Here is a 23,395-nt window from a genome sequence, read left to right on the forward strand (position 1 = left end):
GGTGGGGCAGACCAAGATGTGAGCGCTCACAGGTCGCGACATTGCGGTGTCGCCTTTGAGATTGCGCCATGGGTGGGGTCGCGCCTAGTGTCGCGCAAAGCCGGCAACAGGAGGACCCCATATGACTCGCCCCAATATTCTGATTTTTATGGTGGATCAGCTCAATGGGACGTTGTTTCCCGATGGGCCTGCAGAGTGGCTGCATGCGCCGAACCTGAAAAAGCTGGCGGCGCGCTCCACACGGTTTCAGAACGCCTATACCGCCAGCCCCCTGTGCGCGCCGGGGCGGGCGAGCTTTATGACCGGGCAACTGCCCAGCGACACGCGGGTTTATGACAATGCGGCGGAGTTTGCCTCTTCTATCCCCACTTACGCGCACCATTTGCGCCGGGCGGGTTATCAGACCTGTCTGTCAGGAAAGATGCATTTTGTCGGCCCTGACCAGCTGCACGGCTTTGAGGAGCGCCTGACCACAGACATCTATCCGCCAGATTTCGGTTGGACGCCGGACTATCGCAAACCCGGAGAGCGGATTGAGTGGTGGTATCACAATATGGGCAGCGTCACCGGCGCGGGTGTCGCGGAAATCTCCAATCAGATGGAGTATGACGATGAGGTGGCCTATCACGCCACACGCAAGGTCTATGATCTGGCGCGGGGGCATGATGAACGGCCCTGGTGTCTGACGGTCAGTTTCACCCACCCGCATGATCCCTATGTGGCGCGCAAGAAATATTGGGATCTTTATGAGGATTGCGCGCATCTGCTGCCGGAGGTGGGGCCGATCCCCTATGAAGAGCAGGACGCGCATTCCAAGCGGATCTTTGATGCCAATGACTGGCGCAGTTTTGACATCACCGAAGAGGATGTGCGCCGCTCCCGTCGGGCCTATTTTGCCAATATCAGCTATCTGGATGACAAGATTGGCGAGGTGATGGAGGCGCTGGAGGCGACCCGTCAGGAGGCGATCATTCTGTTCGTGAGTGATCACGGCGACATGCTGGGCGCGCGCGGGCTGTGGTTCAAGATGAGCTTTTATGAAGGCTCAAGCCGGGTGCCAATGATGGTGGCGGCGCCGCAGATGCGGCCGGGGCTGGTGAACACGCCGGTGAGCAATATCGACGTCTGCCCCACGCTTTGCGATCTGGCGGGGGTGAGCATGGAGGAGGTCATGCCCTGGACCACGGGGGAGAGCCTTGTGCATCTGGGGCAAGGCGGCACGCGGGATACGCCGGTGGCGATGGAATATGCGGCGGAGGCCTCTTATGCGCCGATGGTGTCGCTGCGCTATGGCAAGTGGAAATACAACCGCTGTGCGCTGGATCCCGATCAGCTGTTTGATCTGGAGGCCGATCCTCATGAGCTGACCAATTTGGCCGAAGTGGCGGCCCATCAGGGCACGGTGCAGACCTTGCGCGCCAAATCAGAGGCGCGCTGGGATCTGGCGACGTTTGATGCGGCGGTGCGGGAAAGTCAGGCGCGGCGCTGGGTGGTCTATGAGGCGCTGCGAGAAGGCGGCTATTATCCGTGGGATTATCAGCCGCTGCAGAAAGCCTCTGAGCGCTACATGCGCAATCACATGGATCTGAATGTGGTGGAAGAAAATCAGCGGTTCCCGCGCGGAGAGTGAGGCGCTTTGGGTATTTTTGACCTGTAAGAAGCGGATGTGTCCTTGGCTTCTTACAGGTTTTCGATGCCTCGAAGGTGAATTGGAGCAGCCTAGAGAGCGCTGGTAAAGTGCCGCCTTCGGGTGACAGGTCAGGCGTTTGAGCGCAGCATCAGATCGGCGACTTCACGCGCTTCCTGACGGGCTTGGGCCGGGTTGAGTGGCGCATCTGATTGCGCGGCCTCAAGCCAGACCCCATCCATGTAGCATTGGAGTGCTTCGCGCATGGTTTCGCGGCGAGAATCCGGCACCAGTGCGCGCAGCTCGGCGCGGAAATGTGCATTCACCCGGGCGCGGTTGATGCGGTGCAGCCGTTGCAGAGAGGGCGCATAAGGCGCGTTGGCCCAGAATTGCATCCAGATTGAGCATTGCTCGATGGTGAAAAGCCGATCCGAAAAGTTGGCGTCAATCACCGCCATCAGGCGGTCATGCGGGGTTTTGGCGGTGGCGTAACGCTCCAGCATGGCATCCTTCAGCTTAGAAAGCAGGCGGCGCATGGTGGCCTCCATCAGCTTTTCCTTGGAGCCGAAATAATAGTTGATCGAGGCGGCGGAGGCCCCGGCTTCGGCCGCGATTTCCGCCATTGTGACAACAGCATAGCCGCGTTTGTGCACCGCCGTGATGGTGGCGGTGATGAGTTCCTCATGTCGGATGTCGCGGATACGTGTTCGGCCCATGGTGCCACTTTAACGTGCTGGTGGGCGGGAGCAATGTTGTTGTTTCAATAAAAAAAATGAAATGACCATTTAAAAAATGATCGAGCGGTGCTACGGTCGCGCCCAATTGAGATTCCGCGTGCCTGTCTGATCTGAGGGTGTGCCACCAAAGGAGCCGGCCATGCAGCTGCAACCAACCGCCAGTCATTTCATCAATGGGGCCTATGTGGAAGACACCGCTGGCGCGCAGATTGACATCGTCTATCCGGCAACCGGTGAGGTGATTGGCAAGGTGCATGCGGCGACGCCGGCGATCATTGATCAGGCGTTGGAGAGCGCCAAGGCGGGGCAGAAGATCTGGGCGGCGATGACCGGTCGGGAGCGTGGCCGCATCATGACCCGCGCTGCGGCGATGATCATGGAGCGCAACCACGAGCTTTCCGTGCTGGAGACCTATGACACGGGCAAGCCTTATCAGGAGACCATCGCGGTGGATGCCACCAGCGGTGCAGATGCGCTGGAATACTTTGGTGGAATGGCCGCAACCCTGACCGGTGAGCATATTCCGCTGGGCGAAGATTGGGTCTATACCGTGCGCGAACCGCTGGGCGTTTGTGTGGGCATTGGCGCGTGGAACTATCCGACACAGATTGCCTGCTGGAAAGGCGCGCCTGCTTTGGCCTGTGGCAATGCGATGGTGTTCAAACCATCAGAAACCACCCCGATGTGTGCTTTGAAGGTGGCGGAAATCCTGCATGAGGCCGGTGTGCCTGCGGGGGTTTATAACGTAGTTCAAGGCATGGGCGAAGTGGGTGGCGCGCTGGTGAATGATCCGCGCGTGGACAAGGTGAGCCTGACCGGTTCCGTGCCCACCGGCAAGAAAGTCTATGCAGCCGCCGCCAGCCATATGAAGCATGTGACCATGGAGCTGGGCGGCAAGTCTCCGTTGATCATTTTTGATGATGCTGATGTGGAAAACGCTGTGGGCGGGGCCATTCTGGGCAACTTCTACAGTTCCGGTCAGGTCTGCTCCAACGGCACACGGGTGTTTGTGCAAAAGGGCATCAAAGAGAAATTCCTCGCCCGTCTGGCAGAGCGTCTGGGCACGGCGGTGATCGGCGATCCGTTGGATGAGGCCACCAGCTTTGGCCCGATGGTGTCTGAGCGTCAGATGAATATCGTGCTTGGTTATATAGAGAAAGGCCAAGAGGAAGGCGCACGGCTGGTGTGCGGCGGCAAGCGGATGGATCGCGAGGGCTTCTACCTTGAGCCCACCGTCTTTGCAGATGTCACTGATGAGATGACCATCGCGCGCGAAGAGATCTTTGGCCCGGTGATGTCGGTGTTGGATTTTGACGACGAGGAAGAGGTGATTGCACGCGCCAATGCGACCGAGTTTGGACTGTCTGCCGGTGTGTTCACCTCTGATCTGACCCGTGGACACCGTGTGATTGGCTTGCTGGATGCGGGCAGCTGTTTCATCAACTCCTACAACGACGCCCCTGTGGAAGCGCCGTTTGGCGGAGTGAAAAACTCCGGCGTTGGGCGGGAGAACAGCAAAGAAGCGATCAATCACTACAGCCAGGTGAAATCGGTCTACGTGCGCATGGGTGACGTGGAAGCGCCTTACTAAACGCGGCCCGCGCGGACGCCCCTCTGTCGGAGAAGAATGACTATGCAGGCTGATTATGTGATCGTTGGAGCGGGCTCTGCGGGCTGCGCCATGGCGTATCGTCTGAGCGAGGCTGGGAAATCGGTGCTGGTGATCGAGCATGGTGGCACGGATGCCGGGCCGCTGATCCAGATGCCGGCGGCGCTGAGCTATCCGATGAACATGAGCCTTTATGACTGGGGCTACAAAACCCTGCCGGAGCCGCATCTGGGCGGGCGGACATTGGTGTGTCCGCGCGGCAAGGTGATTGGCGGCTCAAGCTCGATCAACGGCATGGTCTATGTGCGCGGCCATGCAGGCGACTATGACCATTGGGCCGAGAGCGGTGCAGATGGCTGGTCTTATGCGGATGTGCTGCCCTACTTCAAACGCATGGAAAGCTGGCATGAAAGCGGGCAGGGGGGCGATCCGGACTGGCGCGGGGCCAATGGGCCGCTGCACATCAGTCGCGGGCCGCGCAACAACCCGCTGCATGCCGCTTTTGTCGAGGCGGGGCGTCAGGCGGGCTATCCGGTTACTGACGACTACAACGGTCAGCAGCAAGAGGGCTTTGGCCCGATGGATATGACCGTTTACAAAGGACAGCGCTGGTCGGCGGCCAATGCTTATCTCAAGCCTGCGCTGAAGCGTGAAAACTGTGATCTCGTGCGGGGCTTGGCGCGCAAGGTGGTGATGGAAAACGGCCGTGCCGTCGGCGTGGAGATTGAGCGCGGTGGCAAGGTGCAGGTGATCCGCGCCAATATCGAGGTGATCCTCTCGGCCAGCTCGCTCAATTCGCCAAAGCTGTTGATGCTGTCGGGCATTGGCCCTGCGGCGCATTTGGCGGAGCATGGCATTGACGTGGTCGCGGATCGCGCGGGCGTGGGCCAGAACCTGCAGGACCACCTTGAGGTCTATATGCAGATGGCCTGCAAACAGCCGATCACCCTGTTCAAATACTGGAACCTGATTGGCAAAGGCCTCATTGGGGCGCAGTGGCTGTTCACCAAGAAGGGCCTTGGCGCGTCCAACCAGTTTGAAACAGCCGGGTTTATCCGCTCGCGTGCGGGGATTTCCTATCCCGATATCCAGTATCACTTTCTGCCGATTGCGGTGCGCTATGACGGGCAGGCGGCGGCTGAAGGTCATGGCTTTCAGGCGCATGTGGGGCCGATGCGCTCGCCATCGCGCGGCGAAGTCACGCTGTCCTCGTCTGATCCGAAGGCTGCGCCCAATATCTTCTTCAACTATATGTCGACCGAGCAGGACTGGGAGGATTTCCGCGCCTGTATCCGCCTGACACGGGAGATTTTTGCACAAGAGGCGATGCAGCCGTTTGTGAAACATGAGATCCAGCCGGGTGCGGATTTGCAGAGTGATGATGAGATTGACGGCTTCATTCGCGAGCACGCGGAAAGCGCCTATCACCCCTGTGGCACCTGCAAGATGGGCCGCGCGGATGATCCGATGGCGGTGGTGGACAATGAGTGCCGCGTGATCGGGGTGGATGGGCTGCGCGTGGCCGATAGCTCGATCTTCCCGCGCATCACCAACGGCAATCTCAATGGGCCGTCGATCATGACGGGGGAGAAGGCCTCGGATCACATTCTGGGACGTCAGCTGGCATCCTCAAATGCGGCGCCATGGTTCCACCCTGAGTGGCAGGTGGCGCAGCGCTGAGGCTATGAAAGCCTGCGCGCAGGGCTCTACCTCAGGTGACATGGCGTGTGCGCTAAAAACTGTATTTGTCGTGCGGATTTGATCGGGGTCAAAGTTGGCCCCGATTTTCGTTGGTATGGTGCTGTCGGACCTAAGAAAAAGGAGCGAACAGCATGTCTAACACCCCACATGAGTTGGCCGAAGAATTCCCTGAATTTGCAGAGAAAATGAGCGCGCTGAAAGTGAGCGATAAGCATTTTGCAAAGCTCGCGGCGGACTATCATGAGATCAACCGCAAGGTGCATACTGCAGAAACCAACGTGGCGCCGCGCGAAGAGCTGGCCGAAGTGGATCTGCGCAAGCGTCGCGGTGCGCTGAAAGATGAGATTTACGCCTATCTGAAAGCCAACTGAGCTTTGGCCATCTGCTAAAAAGCTACGCTCCGCCGGAGGGGACTCGGGCGGAGCGTATCCGTGTTTCATGACATATTAGGGCGCATTTCATGAAACACTGTGAACAAGGTGCTTGCCTTAGAACTTGAAGCGCACACCCAGGTTCACGGAGGTGTTGGACAGGTCGTCAGACACGCTGGCGGTGCCACCCGGGGAGGTGCGGGTGCCTGTGACGTCAAAGCCGCGGGTGTAGCGCACATCACCAAACAGGGCGACCTGATCGTTGATGTCATAGGAGGTGCCCGCGATCAGCTGGGCGGTGAAGACTTCGTCATCGCCGCGGATGGTCACGCCGTTGCCGTAAGAGATGTCCTGATCAAAGAAGCCAACACCCACACCGGCACCGAAGTACGGGGTGAACTTGGAGCTGGTTTCCACGTCAACGATCAGGTTGCCGAGCAGGTAAGTGGCGGAGATGTCGCCTGCGGGGTTGGCTTCTGCACCGGCACCGTTGCCGCTGAAGTCTACGGCGGTGACATCGTTGGAGCGGTAGGAGAGTTCGACTTCGCCGCGCAGGGACAGGCCGTTGCCAAAGCTGGTGATGCCGCGGCCCACTGAGATGCCGACTGCCAGATCATCATCAAGATCGGAGCGCACGTTCTGGGTGCCGCCGCCGATGATGCCGGAGTGGTTGGCGTCATCCGCGAAGGAGTAGCCGAGGGAGCCCTGCACATACCAATCGTTGGCGAAGGCTGGAGCTGCGAGGGTTGTGGAGGCGAGCAGCGCTGCGCCGAGGAGAGAGCGGGTGAACATGAGACTGGCCCTTTGTCTTGCTAATCGTGTTGTTGTGTCGTGGGGCCAAGCTGCACAGCGCGGGGGCAACTGTCATTTCACAAGCTCAAAAGAAAATGTGTGACCGCGCCATTGAACGATTTTCAAACTGGGCGCGAGTTTTGGGAAATATAACTATTTCAGAGGGTTGTGTGATGCGCACGCAGCGCGTGTGGCTCACAGGGGGCTGGGTCTCCCCCTTGGGGTGCAACATGGCTCACGCTTTGGTGAGCCGTGCGGCGGGTTTGGGCCGTGCTTTGGGTCAGCCCACGTCGTAGGGGAGCACATCGCGGCGGTTCTCGTCAATCGTCAGGCGACGCTCCAGCGGCGGCACAGAGCGCTGATGGCAGTGTGTGCGTTCACAAATCCGACAGGAGATGCCGATCGGCTCAAAGGCCTGCGGGTTGTCGAGCTCCATATGGTCGGCATAGACCAGCGCGTCGGCGTGGCGGATCTCGCATCCCAGAGCGATGGCGTAGCGGCGCACGGGCGCGCCGAAGTGGCCGCCGGATTTGGAGACATCCCGCGCGAGGGAAATATAGCGCACGCCGTCCGGGGTTTCGGCCAGCTGGCGCAGGAAGTGGCCGGGGGTCTCAAAGGCGCGGTGGACGTTCCAGAGCGGGCAGGCGCCGCCGAAGCGGGCAAACTGCAGGCGGGTTGCGGAATGGCGCTTGGTGATGGTGCCGGCCTGGTCCACGCGCACAAAGAAGAAGGGGATGCCCTTGTTGCCGGGGCGCTGCAGGGTGGAGAGCCGGTGGGCGATCTGTTCGATGGAGGCGCCAAAGCGGTTGGCCAGCAGCTCCAGATCGTGGCGCGTGTCCCGCGCGGCCTCCAGAAAGGTGCCGTATGGCATGAGGGCTGCGCCAGCGAAATAGTTGGCAAGGCCGATCTTGGCGATGGCGCGGGCGGCGTCGCTTTGGAAGCGGGCGAAATCCAGCGTGGCTTCAAGCAATGTGCCGTGCTGGAGCAGGGCGACTTGCAACAGAAGCTGGAAGGTCTGGGTTTCAGGCTGGGCGTAGCGTGAGATTTGCAGGCGCTGGGTGTCTGCATCAAAGGCGCGCAGGTGGTCGACATCGGTGAAGGACACGGCGATGCCAGCCTCCCGCAGCGAAGCAAGGGCGGCAGCGCGGATGCCGCCGTGTTCAACCGCCTGTTGGGCAAAGCGCTCGGCGGCGTGGTCCACCGCGTCGATGTAGTTGTCACAGTAGTGGAAGAAGTCACGGACCTCATCCCATGGGCTCGACTGCATCTGCACGTCCTGACGCCCGAGCGCTTCGTCCAGAGAGGCGAGGCGTTCGTGGGTTTGCCGGTAAGCGCGGTGCAGCTCCAGAAAGGCGCGGGCCAGCGCGGGGGCGTTGGAGGCGGCGAGGCGCAGATCGGCCAGCGGGGCGGAGGTTTCGGCAAGGACCGGATCCGCCAGCGCTTCGCGCATGTCAGAGACAAGGCGCTCGCTGTCTCCGGTGCTGAGCTCTGTCACGTCCAGCCCGAACTCTTGGGCGAGGGCGAGCACAACCGTGGTGGAGACCGGGCGGTTGTTGTTTTCCATCTGGTTCAGATAGGGCAGGGAGACGCCGAGTTTCTGGGCGAAGTCCTTTTGTGTGAGCGTCAGCCGCGTGCGGATTTCGCGTAGCTTTGCGCCTGCGTAGAGCTTTTGCGTTGGCACAGTGGTCCTCCCGTGGTCCTCCGGTTTGCATAGCTGCAAAGATAGCTTTGCAAACCGCGCTGCGCCAGCGGGATTTTGCAGGGTGCGACGATGGGGCGGTGCAGGTTTGACGCGCAGAAGTGTGGCGCGCGCTCAGAGGCGCAGTTGCTTTTCGCGCAGCATCACAAGGGCGATGGCCAGCACTGCGCAGCCTGCGGTGGCCACCATCAGCCAGAGCAAGGGGAAAGCGCCGGTTTCCGGTGTCAGCAATGTGCCTGCCAGCGCCGAAAGCGCAGCGCCGCCGCCAATCATGATTGCGCCGGTGAGGCCGGAGGCGGTGCCTGCCAGCTGCGGGCGCACGGACAAAGCGCCTGCGGTGGCGTTGGGGATGGCGAGGCCATTGCCGATGCCGACAAAGCTCATGAAGCCAAAGAACACCTCGGCGGAGCCATAGCCCATGTAAAAGATCGACAGCGAGGTGGCGATGCCAAGGCCGCAGATCAGGCAGCCTGCCAGAACCATGCGGTTCACGCCGATGCGCGCTGAGTAGCGGCCTGCCAGGAAGTTGCCGATGAAATAGCCCACCGCCGGGGCGCCGAAATAGATGCCCATCTGCGAGGAGGTCATGCCAAAAAGTTCCGTGGCCACATAAGGCGCGCCGCCGAGGTAGGCAAAGAAGGCGCCGGAGGTGAAGCCATTGGCTAGCGAGTAGCCCCAGAAGCGCGGGCTGGTCAGTAGCTCGGGATATTGGCGGACCTGTTCTCCAAGGCTGAGACCGCTGGCGGATTTGGTTTCACCGAGATCGCGGTAGGCCAGCCAGAAGATCGCCAGCCCCACAAGAAAGAGCATCCAGAAGCTGGCTTGCCAGCCAAAGGCCGCAGCCAGTACGCCGCCAAGGGCGGGGCCGAGCATGGGCACCACGGTCATGCCCATGGTGACATAGCCGATCATGGAGGCCGCTTCATCGGTGGAGACCATATCGCGCACCACCGCGCGCGTCAGCACCATGGCGACAACCACCGCCGCCTGAAGCATGCGGAAGGTCAGGAAGGTGGCGGCATTGGGGGCAAAGATGCAGCCCAATGTGGCGAGCAGAAAGATCACCATGCCGCAGAGGATCACCGGGCGGCGGCCAAACTTGTCAGATATCGGCCCGACCACAATCTGCAGCACGCCGTTCACCGCGAGATACACCGCGATGGAAAGCTGCATCACCGCATAGTCCGTGCCGTAATAGGTTGCCATGGAGGGTAGGCTTGGCAGGAAAATGTTCATGCACAGCGCAGAAACCCCGGCCAGCAGGATCAAGGTGATGATGTTTGGTGGCGTGGTGCGGTCCAGGAAAGTGCCGCGGGTCTGGCTGTTCATGGGCTAAGAGGTAGGGGGGCACCCTTTCAATGTCCATGAAGAAATTTCAGATGTGAAGGATTTGCGGATTTGCAATTCGCACCCATGGGGTTTCATCTGATTTGCAAATTTGCCGAATAAAGCTTTTGCCGCGGGGATGTCCTTCTTATGGTATCGTTCAACCGAGGTGTGCGCCTGTGTTTTCCGGTGGTCTGGCGGCAAAAGCCAAGCAGTCGGGGTGGTGCGCAAGAGAGATCATGAGGGACTGCCATGAAAGATATTTTGCAGCAATTGGAAGAGCGTCGTGAGGTTGCACGCCTGGGCGGCGGTCAGCGCCGGATCGACAGTCAGCACGCCAAAGGCAAGCTGACCGCGCGGGAACGGATCGAGCTTCTGCTGGATGAAGACAGCTTTGAAGAGTTTGACATGTTCAAAACCCATCGCTGCACCGAGTTCGGCATGGAGAAAGACAAGCCCGCAGGCGACGGTGTGATCACCGGCTGGGGGACTATTAACGGCCGTATGGTCTATGTGTTCTCTCAGGACTTCACGGTGTTTGGCGGCTCGCTGTCTGAAACCCACGCGCAGAAGATCTGCAAAATTCAGGACATGGCGGTGCAGAACGGCGCGCCGATCATTGGTCTGAACGATTCCGGCGGGGCGCGTATTCAGGAGGGGGTGGACTCTCTGGCGGGCTATGCCGAGGTGTTCCAGCGCAATGTTATGGCCTCCGGTGTGGTGCCACAGATTAGCGTGATCATGGGCCCCTGTGCCGGTGGCGCGGTGTACTCACCTGCGATGACCGACTTCATCTTCATGGTCAAAGACACCTCTTATATGTTTGTGACCGGCCCCGATGTGGTGAAAACCGTGACCAATGAGGTTGTGACCGCAGAAGAGCTGGGTGGCGCAAGCACCCACACCAAGAAATCCTCCGTTGCGGATGGTGCGTTTGAAAATGACGTGGAAGCGCTCGCCGAAGTGCGCCGTCTGATCGACTTCCTGCCACTCAACAACCGCGAAAAGCCACCAGTGCGCCCGTTCTTTGACGAGCCGGGCCGGATCGAGAAAAGCCTGGATACGCTGATCCCGGACAATCCGAACACGCCTTATGACATGAAAGAGCTGATCCATAAGGTGGCGGATGAGGGCGATTTCTACGAGATTCAGGAAGACTACGCCAAGAACATCATCACCGGTTTCATGCGTCTGGAAGGTCAGACCGTGGGGGTGGTGGCCAACCAGCCGATGGTGCTGGCAGGCTGTCTGGACATTGACAGCTCCCGTAAGGCGGCACGGTTTGTGCGCTTCTGTGACTGCTTTGAAATTCCGATCCTGACGCTGGTGGACGTGCCGGGCTTCTTGCCGGGCACCACACAGGAATATGGCGGCGTGATCAAGCACGGTGCAAAGCTGTTGTTTGCTTATGGTGAAGCGACGGTGCCGAAGGTGACGGTGATCACCCGTAAGGCTTATGGCGGTGCTTATGACGTGATGTCCTCCAAGCACCTGCGCGGCGACTTCAACTATGCCTGGCCCACAGCGGAAATCGCGGTGATGGGCGCGAAAGGTGCCACCGAGATCATCCACCGTGCGGATCTGAATGACCCGGAGAAGATCGCGGCGCACACTAAGGATTATGAAGACCGGTTTGCGACCCCGTTTGTGGCCGCAGAGCGTGGCTTTATCGACGAGGTGATCATGCCGCAGAGCACACGCAAGCGCGTGAGCCGGGCCTTCGCGAGCCTGCGCAATAAGCAGCAGAAAAATCCTTGGAAAAAGCACGACAACATTCCGTTGTAATGCGCTAGAAGTGGATTCATTGAAAATCCATACAGGGAAAAGTTGAATATGAGATCGCTTATCTTTGCTTCTTGCGCATTGCTTTCATTGCCGGTTGCGGCGCAGAGCCAATCCTGCCGGGGCGTGCAGGCGTTTGATCTTGGCGGTGGCACCAAAGGCTGTGTCGTCACCATTGAGGAGAGCGCCATCGTCACCACGCGTTCGCGTGATGACGGTGCCAGCACCCAAACCCGTCGAGCGGCGCAACCTTTGGTGGCTGCGGCGATGACTGGGCCGGTGCCGGGCAAGCGAAGCGTTGTGAAAAAGCAGATGGTTGCGATGTGCAAAGCCACACAAGGCAAAGTGCGTGAGCAATTCTCTGACGCAAAATACAACCGGGTCATCTTGTACATGGATTGGCGCGATGCTGGCGGCGAGCTGTATGGCGGCTTTTCGACAGATACCTGCCGTGGTTTCAGGTTCTTTGATGGCTGATAGTGTGCGCGCATATCTCCCCAGTGTTGGGCAGGCCTCGGCAATGGGGTGCGCGCTCTCTTTGGGGGCGGGCACAATGTGTCCGTTCCTGCGAAGGGACGGTTTGATCATGACCGAGCTCTTCAAAAATCAAGCATTTACGATCTCCCATGCCGATGACGGAAAGTTCGTTGGCCAGGGGCTGCGGACGTTTTTTGAGTATCGGGATCTCGGGATCAAAGACGGCACCCAAGGCAAGTTTGGCGCGCATGTCATTCGGGCGGTGCCGGGGATGGAAAGTCCGGGGGCTTGGCACAGCCATGAGCTGGATTTCCAGATGGTTTATGTGACCAAAGGCTGGGTGGTGTTTGAGTATGAGGGGCAGGGCGAGCATGTGCTGCGCGAAGGCTCCTGCGTGCTGCAGCCGCCGGGCATCAAGCATCGCGAAGTGCGTCATAGCGATGATATGGAGCTGATCGAGATCATCAGCCCAGCAGAGTTTGACACCTCCGATGAGGAGGCGCCCGCATGAGCAAGGCGCGCTGGCATATTCTGCGCGAGGGCGACCGGCTGACCGTGGCGCGGCGTGTGCCTGTGCGCTGGGATCTGGCGGTGCAGACCACGCTGCCGGATGCCGATCGGCTGCGGATTGCTCAGCAGGTGCGTCAGGATATGTGGCGGGCGCTGCAGGATCTGCGCGGCTTTGCACCGGTGGTGCAGGTGACGCGTGTGGATGGCATGCTGCAGGTCAAGGCTGGCGGCGCAGTGGCCGGTGCTGTGGCGCGCGAAAAGCTGGAAGCCGAGATTTCTGAGGTCCTGAACTGCCCCAAGCGCCGCGCGCGCTGGCTGCGCCATGCGCAACACAAAAGGGTGGCAGCATGACGATTTTCGCCTCAAACCCTTGGATTGTGAAAAAAAGTTCCGCGTTGCGCACATTTTTTGGAGCTTTTGTTAAAAAACTGTGTAAGCCTGCGACTCACGTTGTTTTTGCCGCATTTGGAGGGCCCCTTTTGGGTGCAGCGGCCACAGCTGGAGTTTTGGAGGAGGCTCCAGCTGTGCCCTCCGGTAACACAGTTTCCCTACATGAAGTGCTGTTTGAGACCCGTGCGGACACCAGCCGTGTGGCTCGGTTTCGCTATGTCATGCCTGTGATGCAGCAAGGGGTGACCTTTGCAGAGATCGAAGGGGACTTCTTTCACCTGTGCAACGGCGTCGCGGTGCCGTATCTGGCGGTTTCCGAAGAAAAAGTCGATCAGGTGATCATATCCATGGCGGACAGAGAAACAGAATTCGGCGTGATGACCCATCTCGCCCAGCAATATTTTGAAGCTTTCAGCGTGCAAGACGGCACCTGTATCTGGGAGGGCTTCTGATGGCGCTACTAGATATTGTTGCGGATTTGGCGGCACAGCGCGACGTTGCGGCAAAGTGGCCACATCGCATGAACGTCGACCGCTATCCCTATCTTTTCACAGCGCAATCCCATAATCTCCGCGCATGTCGCAACACCGCGGCAGTGAGGCAGGCAGGGTGCACACGCCCTGTCCATACTGAAAACGATAAGTGGAGAAACAGATGTCCAAGAGCATCAAGTCATTCCTCGCGATTGGCCTTGTGGCCCTCGTGGCGGCCTGCGGCCAAGACGAACCAATTGAAGAGTTCGTTGTGGTTGACCCAGAGCCGATCTCAACCGAGCCAGCCTACACTGGCAAATACAAGTAAGGCGCATAGCCTTTCGATTCGCACGACTCGTGAGCAGGCCGCGCGGCCTGCTTGCACCACACAACAGGTGATGCGGATACCGCTCCCTCAGCAGAAGGGAGCGCTGGCATGATCAAGCATCGCGGCTTCCCCGGGCGTCTTCCGGGTTCAGATTTTCAATTCACAATTCGACGCGCCAACCCACGCGGCGTGACACCGATCACCCGCAGAGAGCGTTTCAAGGACCGCAAACCGGCTGACCGGCGCGCGGACACGGCCTTTATGGCGGCGCTTTGGGAGCATTTCGGAGATCAGCCCTTTGAGCGCGGCAATCTGGATGCCGGGCGTCTGAGCTGGCTTTTCGGGCGCGAGGTGATCGCGGTGGACGATCCGTTTGATCCGGAGAGCTATGACGCACTTTTGGTGATTGATGAGGCCGTGGCACGGGCCTCTTTCCCGGACGCGTTTGAAGACGACTACTGATGCACCAGCCGGGCGCACATATCACGTTGCCCCCAATGGGTATGGCCCCACCTGCCGCTGTTGGCGGGCAGGGCCATGGCTTCGCTTTAGAAGTTCAGCTGCACAGCCAGCTGGATACGGTCGGAGTCAAACGTGCGCCCGGTGGCCACATCGTTGCGTTCCCCGATGAAGTATTCCGCGCTGAAGGTCAGATCATCCGTCACCTTGTAGAAGGCGTTGAGGTGGATGGTTTCCAGCTCGTCAAAGGCGAGGGTACCTGTGGACGTGGCGAGGTCGTAATCCTCCCGGCCGTAGGCGATGCCAACGTTCCAGCGCTCGCCAATGTCCTGACGGAATTCCAGCGTGTAGCCGGAGACGTCATTGGCCTGACCGCCGACAGCCGCATTGCCTGCACCGATGAGCAGCGGGCCGAGGGCTTCGCCGTCAACATAGGTGGCCTGGAAGAGACCGCCCGCCCAGGGACGTACCGCGCCGGAGAGGGTGAAACCACTCTGGTCGATGTCCTGTCCGCCGGTGCGCACAGTGCCAGCAAGGCCTGCCACGCGGGCGCTGAAGAGGTCGGTGTCGTAAGACAGGGCCGAGGTGAAGGTCGGGTCATCAGAGGTGGTGTTGTTTTCCTCGATGGAGGCACTGAAGGTCAGGGCGTCCCAGCTGTGGGTGTAGCGGATCTGCGGCACACGGGCGAAGGCGATGCCGACGGGGCCGTTGAATTCCACCGTGGTGGGGTATTGGCTCAGCGGCATGAAGTTGGTCCAGTCCTGACCGATCAGCCAGTGGTCGCCCAACTGAACGCTAGCGTGGCGCAGGCGCAGCTCTGCGGTGCCGCCAGATCCAAACAGGTCCAGCTCAAGGCGTCCGGAGACATTGCCGATGCCGGTGTCGGTGCTGGTGCGGAAGCCGAGGCGGGATTGCCGCGCGGTGGCGCCAAAGCTGCCGTCGGTGGCGTTGGCCGGCTCCCCGATGGCGTTCGGGAAGGCCGTGTCGCCCTGCCGGAAGTCGGTGTCATAGTAGAAGTCGGCTTTCAGGTAGCCGTAGATGTCGACGCTGGTGCCGCCAATGCTGAAGTCGCCGCCGCCGGTGCTGGCCGGTTCGCTGCCGGCCTCAAGCGCCTCGACGCGGGCGCGCAGCGCGTCAAGCTCGGACTGCGTGCCTTGATCCTGGGCCTGCGCGAGAGTGCCGGTCGTCCCTATGGTCAATGCCGCGACAGTCAAGAGTTTATGTCTGGGTTTGCTCATGTGGCTGGTCCTTTCAATGACGTGCAACACCCCATGCGTTTCACGGGTTTGCGGATTGTCGAAATGACGTCGCCGCGAGCCAGCGTGAGCAAAAATTCAGTGCTTTGTGACAGTTTTGTGAAGGTGTGCTCTGCAGGGTCCTTATGTAAGGGTAAGGTGTTGAAAATGCAGACCACGCCATTGTTGGCCCATTGTGATCGCCCCCCTCTTGAAACTGCACTTGTGTACCAATTGGTTCCCAATTTTCGCGTGTTTGTGAAGGCAGTTGATCGCCAGTCCGCGCAGTGCCTGCCAAATACGGTCGGCGGGAAGTTGCCTTGGGGTGAGCGGATTGAGCAGGATGCGGCCTACGGTGGCACGTCGGGGCAGAATGCGCTTTGGTTCCCAAAATTTGGTGTCATCATGATTTCCGTGGGATGCGCCGTTCTGGCGGGTTCCTGTAACAGTGTATTCCGTTACCCTTCCCCTTCCGGGTGGTTCTGTCGTGTCCCTTCAGAATCACCCGTTTTTTCGGTTCAGATCTCGCCTGAGGCAGGCCAGAAAAGCGCGGGACCGCAGGCTGTCAAAGAGCTGTGCAGCGGGCAGACGGATGCAGGCAGAAACGCAGAGGGCATAAGACCCTCACAGGTATCGGAAACTCAGCAATGCGTATCAAAGCAGCAATTCTCGGCGTCTGTGCGCTCACCGCGCTTGGCGCCTGTGGCGACAACCTTGGCGAACAGGCGCTCATCGGCGCGGGCGCAGGCACTGCGGCCTCTGCGGTCGTGGGCGGCAGCCTCGCCGCTGGCGCGGTCATCGGCAGCGCAGCCAACGTCGTTTATTGTAAAGAATTCTCCAACAAGTGCTGATGAAGCGCGGGCGGCGGCAGCTGTCGCAGCCCCGGCATCAGTTCTGAGATATTCGGCTGCCCGTCAGTCGAACCCGAAAACGAAGCCATCCACCCGTTTGCGCGGGCGGGTGGCTTTTTTGTTGCCAAACCAGACCGCGCAAGCGGCCTGACAAGACCAAAAGGACGAGACGATGTTCGACAAGATCCTGATTGCCAACCGGGGCGAGATTGCCTGCCGTGTGATCAAATCTGCCCGGAAGATGGGCATCAAGACGGTGGCGATTTACTCTGACGCCGACAAGCAGGCGCTGCATGTGCAGATGGCGGATGAAGCGGTGCATATTGGCCCGCCGCCCGCCAACCAATCCTACATCGTGATCGACAAGGTCATGGACGCCATCAAGAAGACCGGCGCGCAGGCGGTGCATCCGGGCTATGGCTTCCTGTCGGAAAACGCGAAATTTGCCGAGGCGCTGGAAGCGGCTGGCGTGGCCTTCATCGGCCCCCCTAAAGGGGCAATCGAGGCGATGGGGGACAAGATCACCTCCAAAAAGATCGCACAGGACGCCAATGTCTCCACCGTGCCGGGCTATATGGGCCTGATCGAGGATGCGGATGAGGCCGTGAAAATCTCCAACGAGATCGGCTATCCGGTGATGATCAAAGCCTCCGCTGGTGGCGGCGGCAAAGGCATGCGGATCGCGTGGAACGATGAGGAAGCGCGCGAGGGGTTCCAATCGTCCAAGAACGAGGCGGCCAACAGCTTTGGTGATGACCGTATTTTCATCGAGAAGTTCGTGACCCAGCCGCGTCACATTGAAATTCAGGTGCTGTGTGATGCCCATGGCAACGGTGTGTATCTGGGCGAGCGTGAATGCTCGATCCAGCGCCGGAACCAGAAGGTTGTGGAAGAGGCGCCAAGCCCGTTCCTTGATGAAGCCACCCGTAAGGCGATGGGCGAGCAATCTGTCGCGCTGGCCAAGGCGGTGGGCTATGCCTCTGCCGGGACCGTGGAATTCATCGTGGATGGCGAGAAGAACTTCTACTTCCTTGAGATGAACACCCGTCTGCAGGTGGAACACCCTGTGACCGAGCTGATCACCGGTGTGGATCTTGTGGAGCAGATGATCCGTGTCGCCAATGGCGAGCCGCTGACCATCACACAAGACGATGTGAAGCTGCAGGGGTGGGCGATTGAGAACCGTCTTTATGCGGAAGATCCCTATCGCAACTTCCTGCCGTCCATTGGCCGCCTGACCCGCTACCGCCCACCGGCGGAGACCAAAGCCTACACCCCGGGCACCCAACCCGGTGATGCGGGCGATGAGGTCGTGCGCAATGATACCGGTGTCTATGAAGGCGGCGAGATCAGCATGTATTATGACCCGATGATCGCCAAGCTTTGTACATGGGCCCCGACCCGTGACGCGGCGATTGAGGCGATGCGGGTGGCGCTGGACAGCTTTGAAGTCGAAGGCATTGGTCACAACCTGCCGTTTCTGAGTGCGGTGATGGATCACCCGATCTTCATCAAAGGCGACATGACCACTGCCTTTATCGAAGAGCAGTATCCGGAAGGCTTTGACGGTGTGGAACTGCCTGAGGCGCAGCTGAAGCGCGTGGCGGCGGCTGCGGCGGCGATGTACCGCGTGGCGGAAATCCGTCGCACCCGTGTGTCGGGCCGCATGGACAACCACGAGCGCCGTGTCGGCAAGAAGTGGGTTGTCTCCCTGCAGGGGCATGACTTTGCTGTGAAGGTGAAGGCCGACAAGGAAGGCTCCACTGTCAAGTTTGAGGATGGCAGCAAGCTGCGTGTGGCCTCTGACTGGACGCCGGGTGACCAGCTGGCTGAGGTCGATGTGGATGGCCGTCTGGTGCTGAAGGTTGGCAAAATCTCCGGCGGGTTCCGTCTGCGGACCCGTGGCGCGGATCTGAAGGTGCATGTGCGCACGCCGCGTCAGGCCGAGCTTGCCAAGCTGATGCCGGAGAAGCTGCCGCCGGACACCTCCAAGATGCTCCTGTGCCCAATGCCGGGTCTGATCGTGAAGGTCGACGTGGAAGTGGGGGACGAAGTGCAGGAAGGTCAGGCGCTGTGCACGGTGGAAGCCATGAAGATGGAAAACATCCTGCGGGCCGAGAAGAAGGCCGTGGTCAGCAAGATCAACGCAGCTGCAGGCGACAGCCTTGCGGTGGATGATGTGATCATCGAATTCGAATGATCTGATCCAGACAATGGCTCGTCCGGCTTGGATGTCGGGCGGGCTCTCACCGCCGAAACCATAGGAGCCCGCCATGACCGGAGACGCATTGCAGATTGCAAAGACGACCCAAATTGGCCCGTTTTACACCGGGCGGCTGGCCTATGGGTGCTGGCGGTTTGCAGGGTCTACAGCGGCGGAGGCGGCGCAGAAGGTGCATGCGGCGCTGGAGATTGGTGCCAACCTTGTGGACACGGCGGCGATTTACGGATTTGGCGCCGAAGGCTTTGGCGCTGCGGAAGAGGTGCTTGGTGCTGTCTACCGCGCGGAAAAAGACCTGCGCGCGCGCACGGTTCTGGTGACCAAAGCGGGCATTCACCCGCCTGTGCCTTACGACAGCCGCGCGTCCAACCTGATTGCGAGCTGTGAAGGCTCGCTCGCGCGGCTTGGCACCGACACCATCGACGTTTTCTTGATCCATCGCCCCGACCTGCTGGCCTCGTTTGAGGAGGTGGCGGACGCGCTGACGCTGCTGCGTAAAGCGGGCAAAATCCGGGAAGCGGGGGTGAGCAATTTCACCCACACACAGATCCGGGCGCTGCAGAGCAAGCTCGATTTTCCGCTGGTCGCGAGCCAGCCGGAATTTTCACCGCTGGCGATTGATCCGCTGGAAGATGGCACGCTGGATATTGCGCAGGAGCTGAACCTTGCGGTGATGGCCTGGTCGCCGCTTGGCGGAGGCCGTTTGACGGCGGCGCATCAGCCGGAAGCGGGCACGCAGGAGGCCCGCGTGCTGACCGTGCTGGAAGGGATTGCCACGCGCGAATCCGTCGGCGTGGACCATGTGGCACTGGCTTGGGTACTGGCGCATCCCGCCAATCTTATTGCCCTGATCGGCACGCAGAATGTGGCGCGGATCAAAGACAGCGCCAAAGTGTTTGACGTGCGTCTGAGCCGTCAGGATTGGTATGATGTGCTGGTCGCCGCACGCGGGAAAGCGATGCCGTGATATCGGCCGCCGGGCATATCACACCGCGCGCAGAGGCGCGCGTTCACGGCTGGCGGCGGTCGCGGATTTCCTGCTGGCGCAGCGGGTTTTTGTCGATGCTGGCAGAGATTTCGCGCACGGACCACGGCAGCGGTTTGCGGAAATATACAATGCCGTCCTTGCCAACAAAGGCCATCATGAAGCCGCGCGGGCGCAGTTTCTGGCGCAGCGGGGATTTGGCCGCCGGATCGGTGTCGGTGAAGACAATCACGTCTCGCTCAAGCAAAGCTTCAGGGCGCGCATTGATGAGCTCCATCTGCTGGATGAAGCGCGGATCGCGCTCGGTGTCGGCAAACACCACGATCAGCCGATTCACCCAGCGGAAATCCTCGAGCTGCGCATCAAGGCCTGAGCGCACAAGTTGTGGTGCATTTTCGGTGTTTTCTGCGCCGGGGGCGGTTGGGGCTTCGGTGGCCTGTGCCGCAACGCCGGTGGCTGACAGAAAGGCAATTAGAACAAGGGCTAAGCGGTGTGTCATTCTCTCTCCTGCTGCGCCCAATATAAGCGTGCTGACCCACAATACGATCCCTAACCGTAAAATGGGTCAAATTTTACAGTCGATTAGCAAGATATCCATGGGTGTCTGTGCATGATGGCGGTCTCTGTATATCCGGCCGCCCATGCGGGTATGGCCTTTAGCAAGGTGCGCGCAGCCATGGACGTCATCCTACATGTCGGGGCCCATCTCTCTGGGGTTTCCACACTCGCAAGCTATCTCAATCGCAACCGCCGGTCGCTTCAGGCCCGTGGTTTGGCGGTCTGGACTACAGAACACACTCGCAAGGGCCTGTTTGACGGGGTCACTCTCAGATCCGGTCTGCATGGCGTGGAACGACGCCGTGCACGCGGGGCCGGGCGGGTGCAATTGCGGTCTGCCATGCTTGAGCGTGACAAGGTCAAGGATCTGATGGTGCTTGAGCCGGACATGCTGGGCAGCATGGAAAACAACCTCGCCGCAGAGCGGCTCTACCCGGCGGCGGGGGAGCGGGTGGCGCGGGTTGTGCATGCTTTTGGCGGACGTGTGAAGCGCGTGATCATCGGCATTCGCGCGCTTGAAGACTATTGGGGAGGGGCTTTGGCGCACGGGTTGCGCTGGGGCCGGGACCTGCCGGATGAGGCAAAGCTGGAGCGACTGGTCACACAGCCGCGCAGCTGGCGCAAAGTGGTGCTGGATCTGGCCTGCGCCGCGCCGGATGCTGAAATTCTGGTGATCCCCTATGAGCGTTTGGGTGCGCGGCCTGAGGTCGTGCTGGGATATGCGGTCAGCGGACGTTTTGAGGCGCCGACCAACTTCCGCCTGAACGGTCTGGCTCAGGTGCCGAAACTGCCTGAGCTGAGAGAGATCCTGCGGGACCGCGGGGAGTCACCTGACGCACTGCCCAATGGGATGGGGCGCTGGCATCCGTTTGATGCCTTCAAGGTTGATATTTTGAGAGAAATCTACGTCGAAGATCTGGCCTGGCTGCGCGCCGGGGCGGATGGATTGGCGTATCTGATTGAAGACAGCGCACCGGAGAGGGCTGGCAGTGCCAGCCGCTTTGGCTAGCAAAAACGAAGACGAGGATGACGTCGATGACAGACACCAAGAAATGGGCCGAACTGGCGGAAAAAGAGCTGCGTGGAAAACCGCTTGAGGATTTGACGTGGAAAACGCTCGAAGGCATTGATGTCAAACCGCTCTACACGGAAGAAGACACACAGGACCTGCCGCATATGGGCAGCCTGCCGGGCTTTGGCCCGTTCACACGCGGCCCCAAGGCGACGATGTATGCCGGCCGCCCCTGGACCATCCGCCAGTATGCGGGCTTCTCCACCGCCGAAGAATCCAACGCCTTTTACCGCCGCAACCTCGCGGCCGGTCAGCAGGGTGTGTCTGTGGCTTTTGATCTGGCGACACACCGCGGCTATGACAGCGACCACGAGCGCGTGGTGGGTGACGTGGGCAAGGCCGGTGTGGCGATCGACTCCGTTGAGGACATGAAGATCCTGTTTGACGGCATTCCGCTGGACAAAGTGTCTGTGTCGATGACCATGAATGGCGCGGTTATTCCGATCCTTGCCAACTTCATTGTGGCCGGTGAAGAGCAGGGCCATGATAAGAGCCTGCTGGCGGGCACCATTCAGAACGACATTCTGAAAGAGTTCATGGTGCGCAACACCTATATCTATCCGCCTGAGCCAAGCATGCGGATTATCTCTGATATCATCGAATACACCTCCAACGAGATGCCGAAGTTCAACAGCATATCGATTTCCGGCTACCACATGCAGGAAGCGGGCGCGAACCTCGTGCAGGAGCTGGCCTACACGCTGGCGGACGGACGTGAATATGTGCGTGCGGCGATGGATGCGGGCATGGATGTGGACAAATTCGCAGGCCGCCTGAGCTTCTTCTTTGCGATTGGCATGAACTTCTTCATGGAGATCGCCAAGCTGCGCGCGGCACGCACGATCTGGCACAAGATCATGACCGAATTTGGCGCGAAATCCGAGCGCTCCAAGATGCTGCGGACCCACTGTCAGACCTCTGGTGTGAGCCTGCAGGAGCAGGACCCTTACAACAATGTGATCCGAACCGCTTATGAGGCGATGAGCGCGGTTCTGGGCGGCACCCAGTCGCTGCACACCAACGCGCTGGATGAAGCCATCGCGCTGCCAACCGATTTCTCCGCACGCATTGCGCGCAACACCCAGCTGGTGCTGCAAGAAGAGACCGGCGTAACCAATGTGGTCGATCCGCTGGCGGGTTCTTACTACATCGAAAGCCTGACCAATGAGCTGATCGAAAAGGCCTGGGCGCTGATCGAAGAGGTCGAGGAGATGGGCGGCATGACCAAGGCGGTGGCCAGCGGGATGCCGAAGCTGCGCATCGAGGAAAGTGCTGCAACCCGCCAGGCGATGATCGACAAAGGCGACGAGGTGATCGTTGGGGTCAACAAGTACCGCAAGGAGCAGGAAGACCCGATCGATATTCTGGATGTGGACAACGTGGCCGTGCGCGAAAGCCAGATCGCCCGTCTGGAGCGCATCCGGGCAGAGCGTGACAGCGCCGCCTGTGACGCCGCACTTGAGAACCTGACAAAAGTGGCGAAGGAAGGCGGCAACCTCTTGGCCGCAGCAGTGGAAGCCGCGCGTGCCCGCGCCTCGGTAGGAGAGATCAGCATGGCAATGGAGAAGGAATTCGGCCGTCACCGCGCTGAGGTGAAGACGCTCGCCGGTGTCTATGGCGCAGCCTATGAGGGCGACGAGGGCTTTGCGGCGATTCAGAAATCCATCGAGGATTTTGCCGAAGAAGAAGGCCGCCGTCCGCGTCTGCTGGTGGTGAAGATGGGTCAGGATGGCCATGACCGTGGTGCAAAAGTGATTGCGACCGCCTTTGCCGATATCGGCTTTGACGTGGATGTGGGACCGCTGTTCCAGACCCCGGCAGAAGCGGCGCAGGACGCGGTAGACAACGACGTGCATGTGGTCGGGATTTCCTCGCAGGCAGCAGGTCACAAGACGCTGGCCCCACAGCTGATCGAAGCGCTGAAGGACAAAGACGCGGAGGATATCATCGTGATCTGCGGCGGCGTTATTCCGCAGCAGGACTATGAGTTCCTGCAGAATGCGGGTGTGAAGGCGATCTTTGGCCCGGGCACCAACATTCCGGAAGCGGCGCAGAACATTCTGGAGCTGATCCGCGACGCCCGTAAGTAAACGGGGCTTGGCGGTGCGGGTGGGCAGCCCCCGAACGCAGTTTTAAACGGAGGCCAGCCCCGTACACAGGTTGAAACGGGGGCCAGCCCCCGTACCCCCGGG

22 protein-coding genes are annotated in these 23,395 nt (G+C 60.1%); 16 read left to right on the top strand and 6 right to left on the bottom strand.

Features of this window, described 5'->3' with window-relative positions; translation table 11 throughout:
- The first annotated feature begins 121 nt into the window (after positions 1–121).
- Positions 122–1,630: a choline-sulfatase gene (gene betC, locus J7399_RS13370; protein WP_209086853.1), complete on the top strand. Its 1,509-nt coding sequence runs from the start codon at positions 122–124 to the stop codon at positions 1,628–1,630.
- A 128-nt stretch (positions 1,631–1,758) separates the two neighbouring features.
- Here the strand turns inward: betC and betI are convergent, their stop codons facing one another.
- Positions 1,759–2,343, bottom strand: a complete 585-nt coding sequence (gene betI / locus J7399_RS13375; protein WP_209086855.1) for a transcriptional regulator BetI — start codon at positions 2,341–2,343, stop codon at positions 1,759–1,761.
- Between the two features lie 160 nt (positions 2,344–2,503).
- Between betI and betB the strand changes: the two genes are divergently transcribed.
- The 3 genes from betB to J7399_RS13390 all read left to right on the top strand — a co-directional run bounded on the left by betB (position 2,504) and on the right by J7399_RS13390 (position 6,045).
- On the top strand, positions 2,504–3,955 hold the full coding sequence (betB, locus tag J7399_RS13380) for a betaine-aldehyde dehydrogenase (protein ID WP_209086857.1): 1,452 nt from the start codon (positions 2,504–2,506) through the stop codon (positions 3,953–3,955).
- A gap of 42 nt (positions 3,956–3,997) precedes the next feature.
- Complete coding sequence (gene betA / locus J7399_RS13385; protein WP_209086859.1) at positions 3,998–5,653, top strand: choline dehydrogenase; 1,656 nt, start codon at positions 3,998–4,000, stop codon at positions 5,651–5,653.
- A 152-nt stretch (positions 5,654–5,805) separates the two neighbouring features.
- Entirely contained in the window at positions 5,806–6,045 is a 240-nt protein-coding gene (locus J7399_RS13390) for a DUF465 domain-containing protein (RefSeq protein ID WP_209063901.1), read from the top strand.
- 117 nt (positions 6,046–6,162) lie between these two features.
- On the opposite strand, the gene J7399_RS13395 is transcribed toward J7399_RS13390, so the two are convergent.
- From J7399_RS13395 to J7399_RS13405, 3 genes are all read right to left on the bottom strand, one after another.
- Entirely contained in the window at positions 6,163–6,837 is a 675-nt protein-coding gene (locus tag J7399_RS13395) for an outer membrane beta-barrel protein (protein ID WP_209081124.1), read from the bottom strand.
- A gap of 280 nt (positions 6,838–7,117) precedes the next feature.
- Entirely contained in the window at positions 7,118–8,518 is a 1,401-nt protein-coding gene (locus J7399_RS13400) for a helix-turn-helix transcriptional regulator (protein ID WP_209086861.1), read from the bottom strand.
- Between the two features lie 132 nt (positions 8,519–8,650).
- Entirely contained in the window at positions 8,651–9,865 is a 1,215-nt protein-coding gene (locus tag J7399_RS13405; RefSeq protein ID WP_209086863.1) for a multidrug effflux MFS transporter, read from the bottom strand.
- A 249-nt stretch (positions 9,866–10,114) separates the two neighbouring features.
- Between J7399_RS13405 and J7399_RS13410 the strand changes: the two genes are divergently transcribed.
- The 7 genes from J7399_RS13410 to J7399_RS13440 all read left to right on the top strand — a co-directional run bounded on the left by J7399_RS13410 (position 10,115) and on the right by J7399_RS13440 (position 14,284).
- Entirely contained in the window at positions 10,115–11,647 is a 1,533-nt protein-coding gene (locus J7399_RS13410; RefSeq protein WP_209086865.1) for an acyl-CoA carboxylase subunit beta, read from the top strand.
- 48 nt (positions 11,648–11,695) lie between these two features.
- A complete protein-coding gene (locus J7399_RS13415; RefSeq protein WP_209063895.1) occupies positions 11,696–12,121 on the top strand; it encodes a hypothetical protein in 426 nt (141 codons plus the stop codon).
- 109 nt (positions 12,122–12,230) lie between these two features.
- Positions 12,231–12,632 carry a cupin domain-containing protein gene (locus tag J7399_RS13420; protein ID WP_209086867.1) on the top strand — a complete coding sequence of 134 codons (402 nt, stop codon included), beginning with the start codon at positions 12,231–12,233 and terminating at the stop codon, positions 12,630–12,632.
- Positions 12,629–12,982, top strand: a complete 354-nt coding sequence (locus J7399_RS13425; protein WP_209086869.1) for a hypothetical protein — start codon at positions 12,629–12,631, stop codon at positions 12,980–12,982. The genes J7399_RS13420 and J7399_RS13425 overlap by 4 nt, the downstream gene beginning before the upstream one ends.
- On the top strand, positions 12,979–13,473 hold the full coding sequence (locus J7399_RS20980; RefSeq protein ID WP_247738778.1) for a DUF6497 family protein: 495 nt from the start codon (positions 12,979–12,981) through the stop codon (positions 13,471–13,473). The genes J7399_RS13425 and J7399_RS20980 overlap by 4 nt, the downstream gene beginning before the upstream one ends.
- 202 nt (positions 13,474–13,675) lie before the next feature.
- The gene (locus J7399_RS13435; protein WP_209063885.1) at positions 13,676–13,822 is read left to right on the top strand and encodes a hypothetical protein; all 147 of its coding nucleotides are present in this window, start codon (positions 13,676–13,678) and stop codon (positions 13,820–13,822) included.
- 108 nt (positions 13,823–13,930) lie between these two features.
- Positions 13,931–14,284: a hypothetical protein gene (locus tag J7399_RS13440; RefSeq protein WP_209081114.1), complete on the top strand. Its 354-nt coding sequence runs from the start codon at positions 13,931–13,933 to the stop codon at positions 14,282–14,284.
- Positions 14,285–14,370: 86 nt separating this feature from the next.
- On the opposite strand, the gene J7399_RS13445 is transcribed toward J7399_RS13440, so the two are convergent.
- Positions 14,371–15,519 (bottom strand): DcaP family trimeric outer membrane transporter, encoded by a 1,149-nt coding sequence (locus J7399_RS13445; RefSeq protein WP_209063881.1) that lies wholly within the window; start codon positions 15,517–15,519, stop codon positions 14,371–14,373.
- 644 nt (positions 15,520–16,163) lie between these two features.
- Here J7399_RS13445 and J7399_RS13450 point away from each other — a divergent pair.
- From J7399_RS13450 to J7399_RS13460, 3 genes are all read left to right on the top strand, one after another.
- Positions 16,164–16,367, top strand: coding sequence for a hypothetical protein (locus J7399_RS13450; protein WP_209063879.1), 204 nt, complete (start codon positions 16,164–16,166; stop codon positions 16,365–16,367).
- A gap of 172 nt (positions 16,368–16,539) precedes the next feature.
- Positions 16,540–18,567 carry an acetyl/propionyl/methylcrotonyl-CoA carboxylase subunit alpha gene (locus J7399_RS13455; protein WP_209063877.1) on the top strand — a complete coding sequence of 676 codons (2,028 nt, stop codon included), beginning with the start codon at positions 16,540–16,542 and terminating at the stop codon, positions 18,565–18,567.
- Positions 18,568–18,640: 73 nt separating this feature from the next.
- Positions 18,641–19,555, top strand: a complete 915-nt coding sequence (locus tag J7399_RS13460; protein ID WP_209086870.1) for an aldo/keto reductase — start codon at positions 18,641–18,643, stop codon at positions 19,553–19,555.
- Between the two features lie 43 nt (positions 19,556–19,598).
- Here J7399_RS13460 and J7399_RS13465 read toward each other — a convergent pair whose 3' ends face one another.
- Complete coding sequence (locus tag J7399_RS13465) at positions 19,599–20,072, bottom strand: DUF4174 domain-containing protein (RefSeq protein WP_209086871.1); 474 nt, start codon at positions 20,070–20,072, stop codon at positions 19,599–19,601.
- A gap of 111 nt (positions 20,073–20,183) precedes the next feature.
- On the opposite strand from J7399_RS13465, the gene J7399_RS13470 reads away from it, so the two are divergent.
- Positions 20,184–21,140 (top strand): hypothetical protein, encoded by a 957-nt coding sequence (locus J7399_RS13470; RefSeq protein ID WP_209086872.1) that lies wholly within the window; start codon positions 20,184–20,186, stop codon positions 21,138–21,140.
- Positions 21,141–21,157: 17 nt separating this feature from the next.
- Positions 21,158–23,293, top strand: coding sequence for a methylmalonyl-CoA mutase (gene scpA / locus J7399_RS13475; RefSeq protein WP_209086873.1), 2,136 nt, complete (start codon positions 21,158–21,160; stop codon positions 23,291–23,293).
- The last annotated feature ends 102 nt before the right edge of the window (positions 23,294–23,395 follow it).

Source organism: Shimia sp. R9_1, assembly GCF_017743775.1.
Taxonomy (GTDB): Bacteria; Pseudomonadota; Alphaproteobacteria; order Rhodobacterales; family Rhodobacteraceae; genus Shimia.

What these genes read in the sequence shown, in the direction of transcription:
- J7399_RS13465 (WP_209086871.1), bottom strand. Translation starts at nt 20,072, where the DNA reads ATGACACACCGCTTAGCCCTTGTTCTAATTGCCTTTCTGTCAGCCACC.
- scpA (WP_209086873.1), top strand. Translation starts at nt 21,158, where the DNA reads ATGACGTCGATGACAGACACCAAGAAATGGGCCGAACTGGCGGAAAAA.
- J7399_RS13410 (WP_209086865.1), top strand. Translation starts at nt 10,115, where the DNA reads ATGAAAGATATTTTGCAGCAATTGGAAGAGCGTCGTGAGGTTGCACGC.
- J7399_RS13395 (WP_209081124.1), bottom strand. Translation starts at nt 6,837, where the DNA reads ATGTTCACCCGCTCTCTCCTCGGCGCAGCGCTGCTCGCCTCCACAACC.
- betB (WP_209086857.1), top strand. Translation starts at nt 2,504, where the DNA reads ATGCAGCTGCAACCAACCGCCAGTCATTTCATCAATGGGGCCTATGTG.
- J7399_RS13450 (WP_209063879.1), top strand. Translation starts at nt 16,164, where the DNA reads ATGCGTATCAAAGCAGCAATTCTCGGCGTCTGTGCGCTCACCGCGCTT.
- betA (WP_209086859.1), top strand. Translation starts at nt 3,998, where the DNA reads ATGCAGGCTGATTATGTGATCGTTGGAGCGGGCTCTGCGGGCTGCGCC.
- J7399_RS13390 (WP_209063901.1), top strand. Translation starts at nt 5,806, where the DNA reads ATGTCTAACACCCCACATGAGTTGGCCGAAGAATTCCCTGAATTTGCA.
- J7399_RS13435 (WP_209063885.1), top strand. Translation starts at nt 13,676, where the DNA reads ATGTCCAAGAGCATCAAGTCATTCCTCGCGATTGGCCTTGTGGCCCTC.
- J7399_RS13445 (WP_209063881.1), bottom strand. Translation starts at nt 15,519, where the DNA reads ATGAGCAAACCCAGACATAAACTCTTGACTGTCGCGGCATTGACCATA.
- J7399_RS13415 (WP_209063895.1), top strand. Translation starts at nt 11,696, where the DNA reads ATGAGATCGCTTATCTTTGCTTCTTGCGCATTGCTTTCATTGCCGGTT.
- J7399_RS13440 (WP_209081114.1), top strand. Translation starts at nt 13,931, where the DNA reads ATGATCAAGCATCGCGGCTTCCCCGGGCGTCTTCCGGGTTCAGATTTT.
- J7399_RS13420 (WP_209086867.1), top strand. Translation starts at nt 12,231, where the DNA reads ATGACCGAGCTCTTCAAAAATCAAGCATTTACGATCTCCCATGCCGAT.
- J7399_RS13455 (WP_209063877.1), top strand. Translation starts at nt 16,540, where the DNA reads ATGTTCGACAAGATCCTGATTGCCAACCGGGGCGAGATTGCCTGCCGT.
- J7399_RS13470 (WP_209086872.1), top strand. Translation starts at nt 20,184, where the DNA reads ATGATGGCGGTCTCTGTATATCCGGCCGCCCATGCGGGTATGGCCTTT.
- betI (WP_209086855.1), bottom strand. Translation starts at nt 2,343, where the DNA reads ATGGGCCGAACACGTATCCGCGACATCCGACATGAGGAACTCATCACC.
- J7399_RS13460 (WP_209086870.1), top strand. Translation starts at nt 18,641, where the DNA reads ATGACCGGAGACGCATTGCAGATTGCAAAGACGACCCAAATTGGCCCG.
- J7399_RS20980 (WP_247738778.1), top strand. Translation starts at nt 12,979, where the DNA reads ATGACGATTTTCGCCTCAAACCCTTGGATTGTGAAAAAAAGTTCCGCG.
- J7399_RS13405 (WP_209086863.1), bottom strand. Translation starts at nt 9,865, where the DNA reads ATGAACAGCCAGACCCGCGGCACTTTCCTGGACCGCACCACGCCACCA.
- J7399_RS13425 (WP_209086869.1), top strand. Translation starts at nt 12,629, where the DNA reads ATGAGCAAGGCGCGCTGGCATATTCTGCGCGAGGGCGACCGGCTGACC.
- betC (WP_209086853.1), top strand. Translation starts at nt 122, where the DNA reads ATGACTCGCCCCAATATTCTGATTTTTATGGTGGATCAGCTCAATGGG.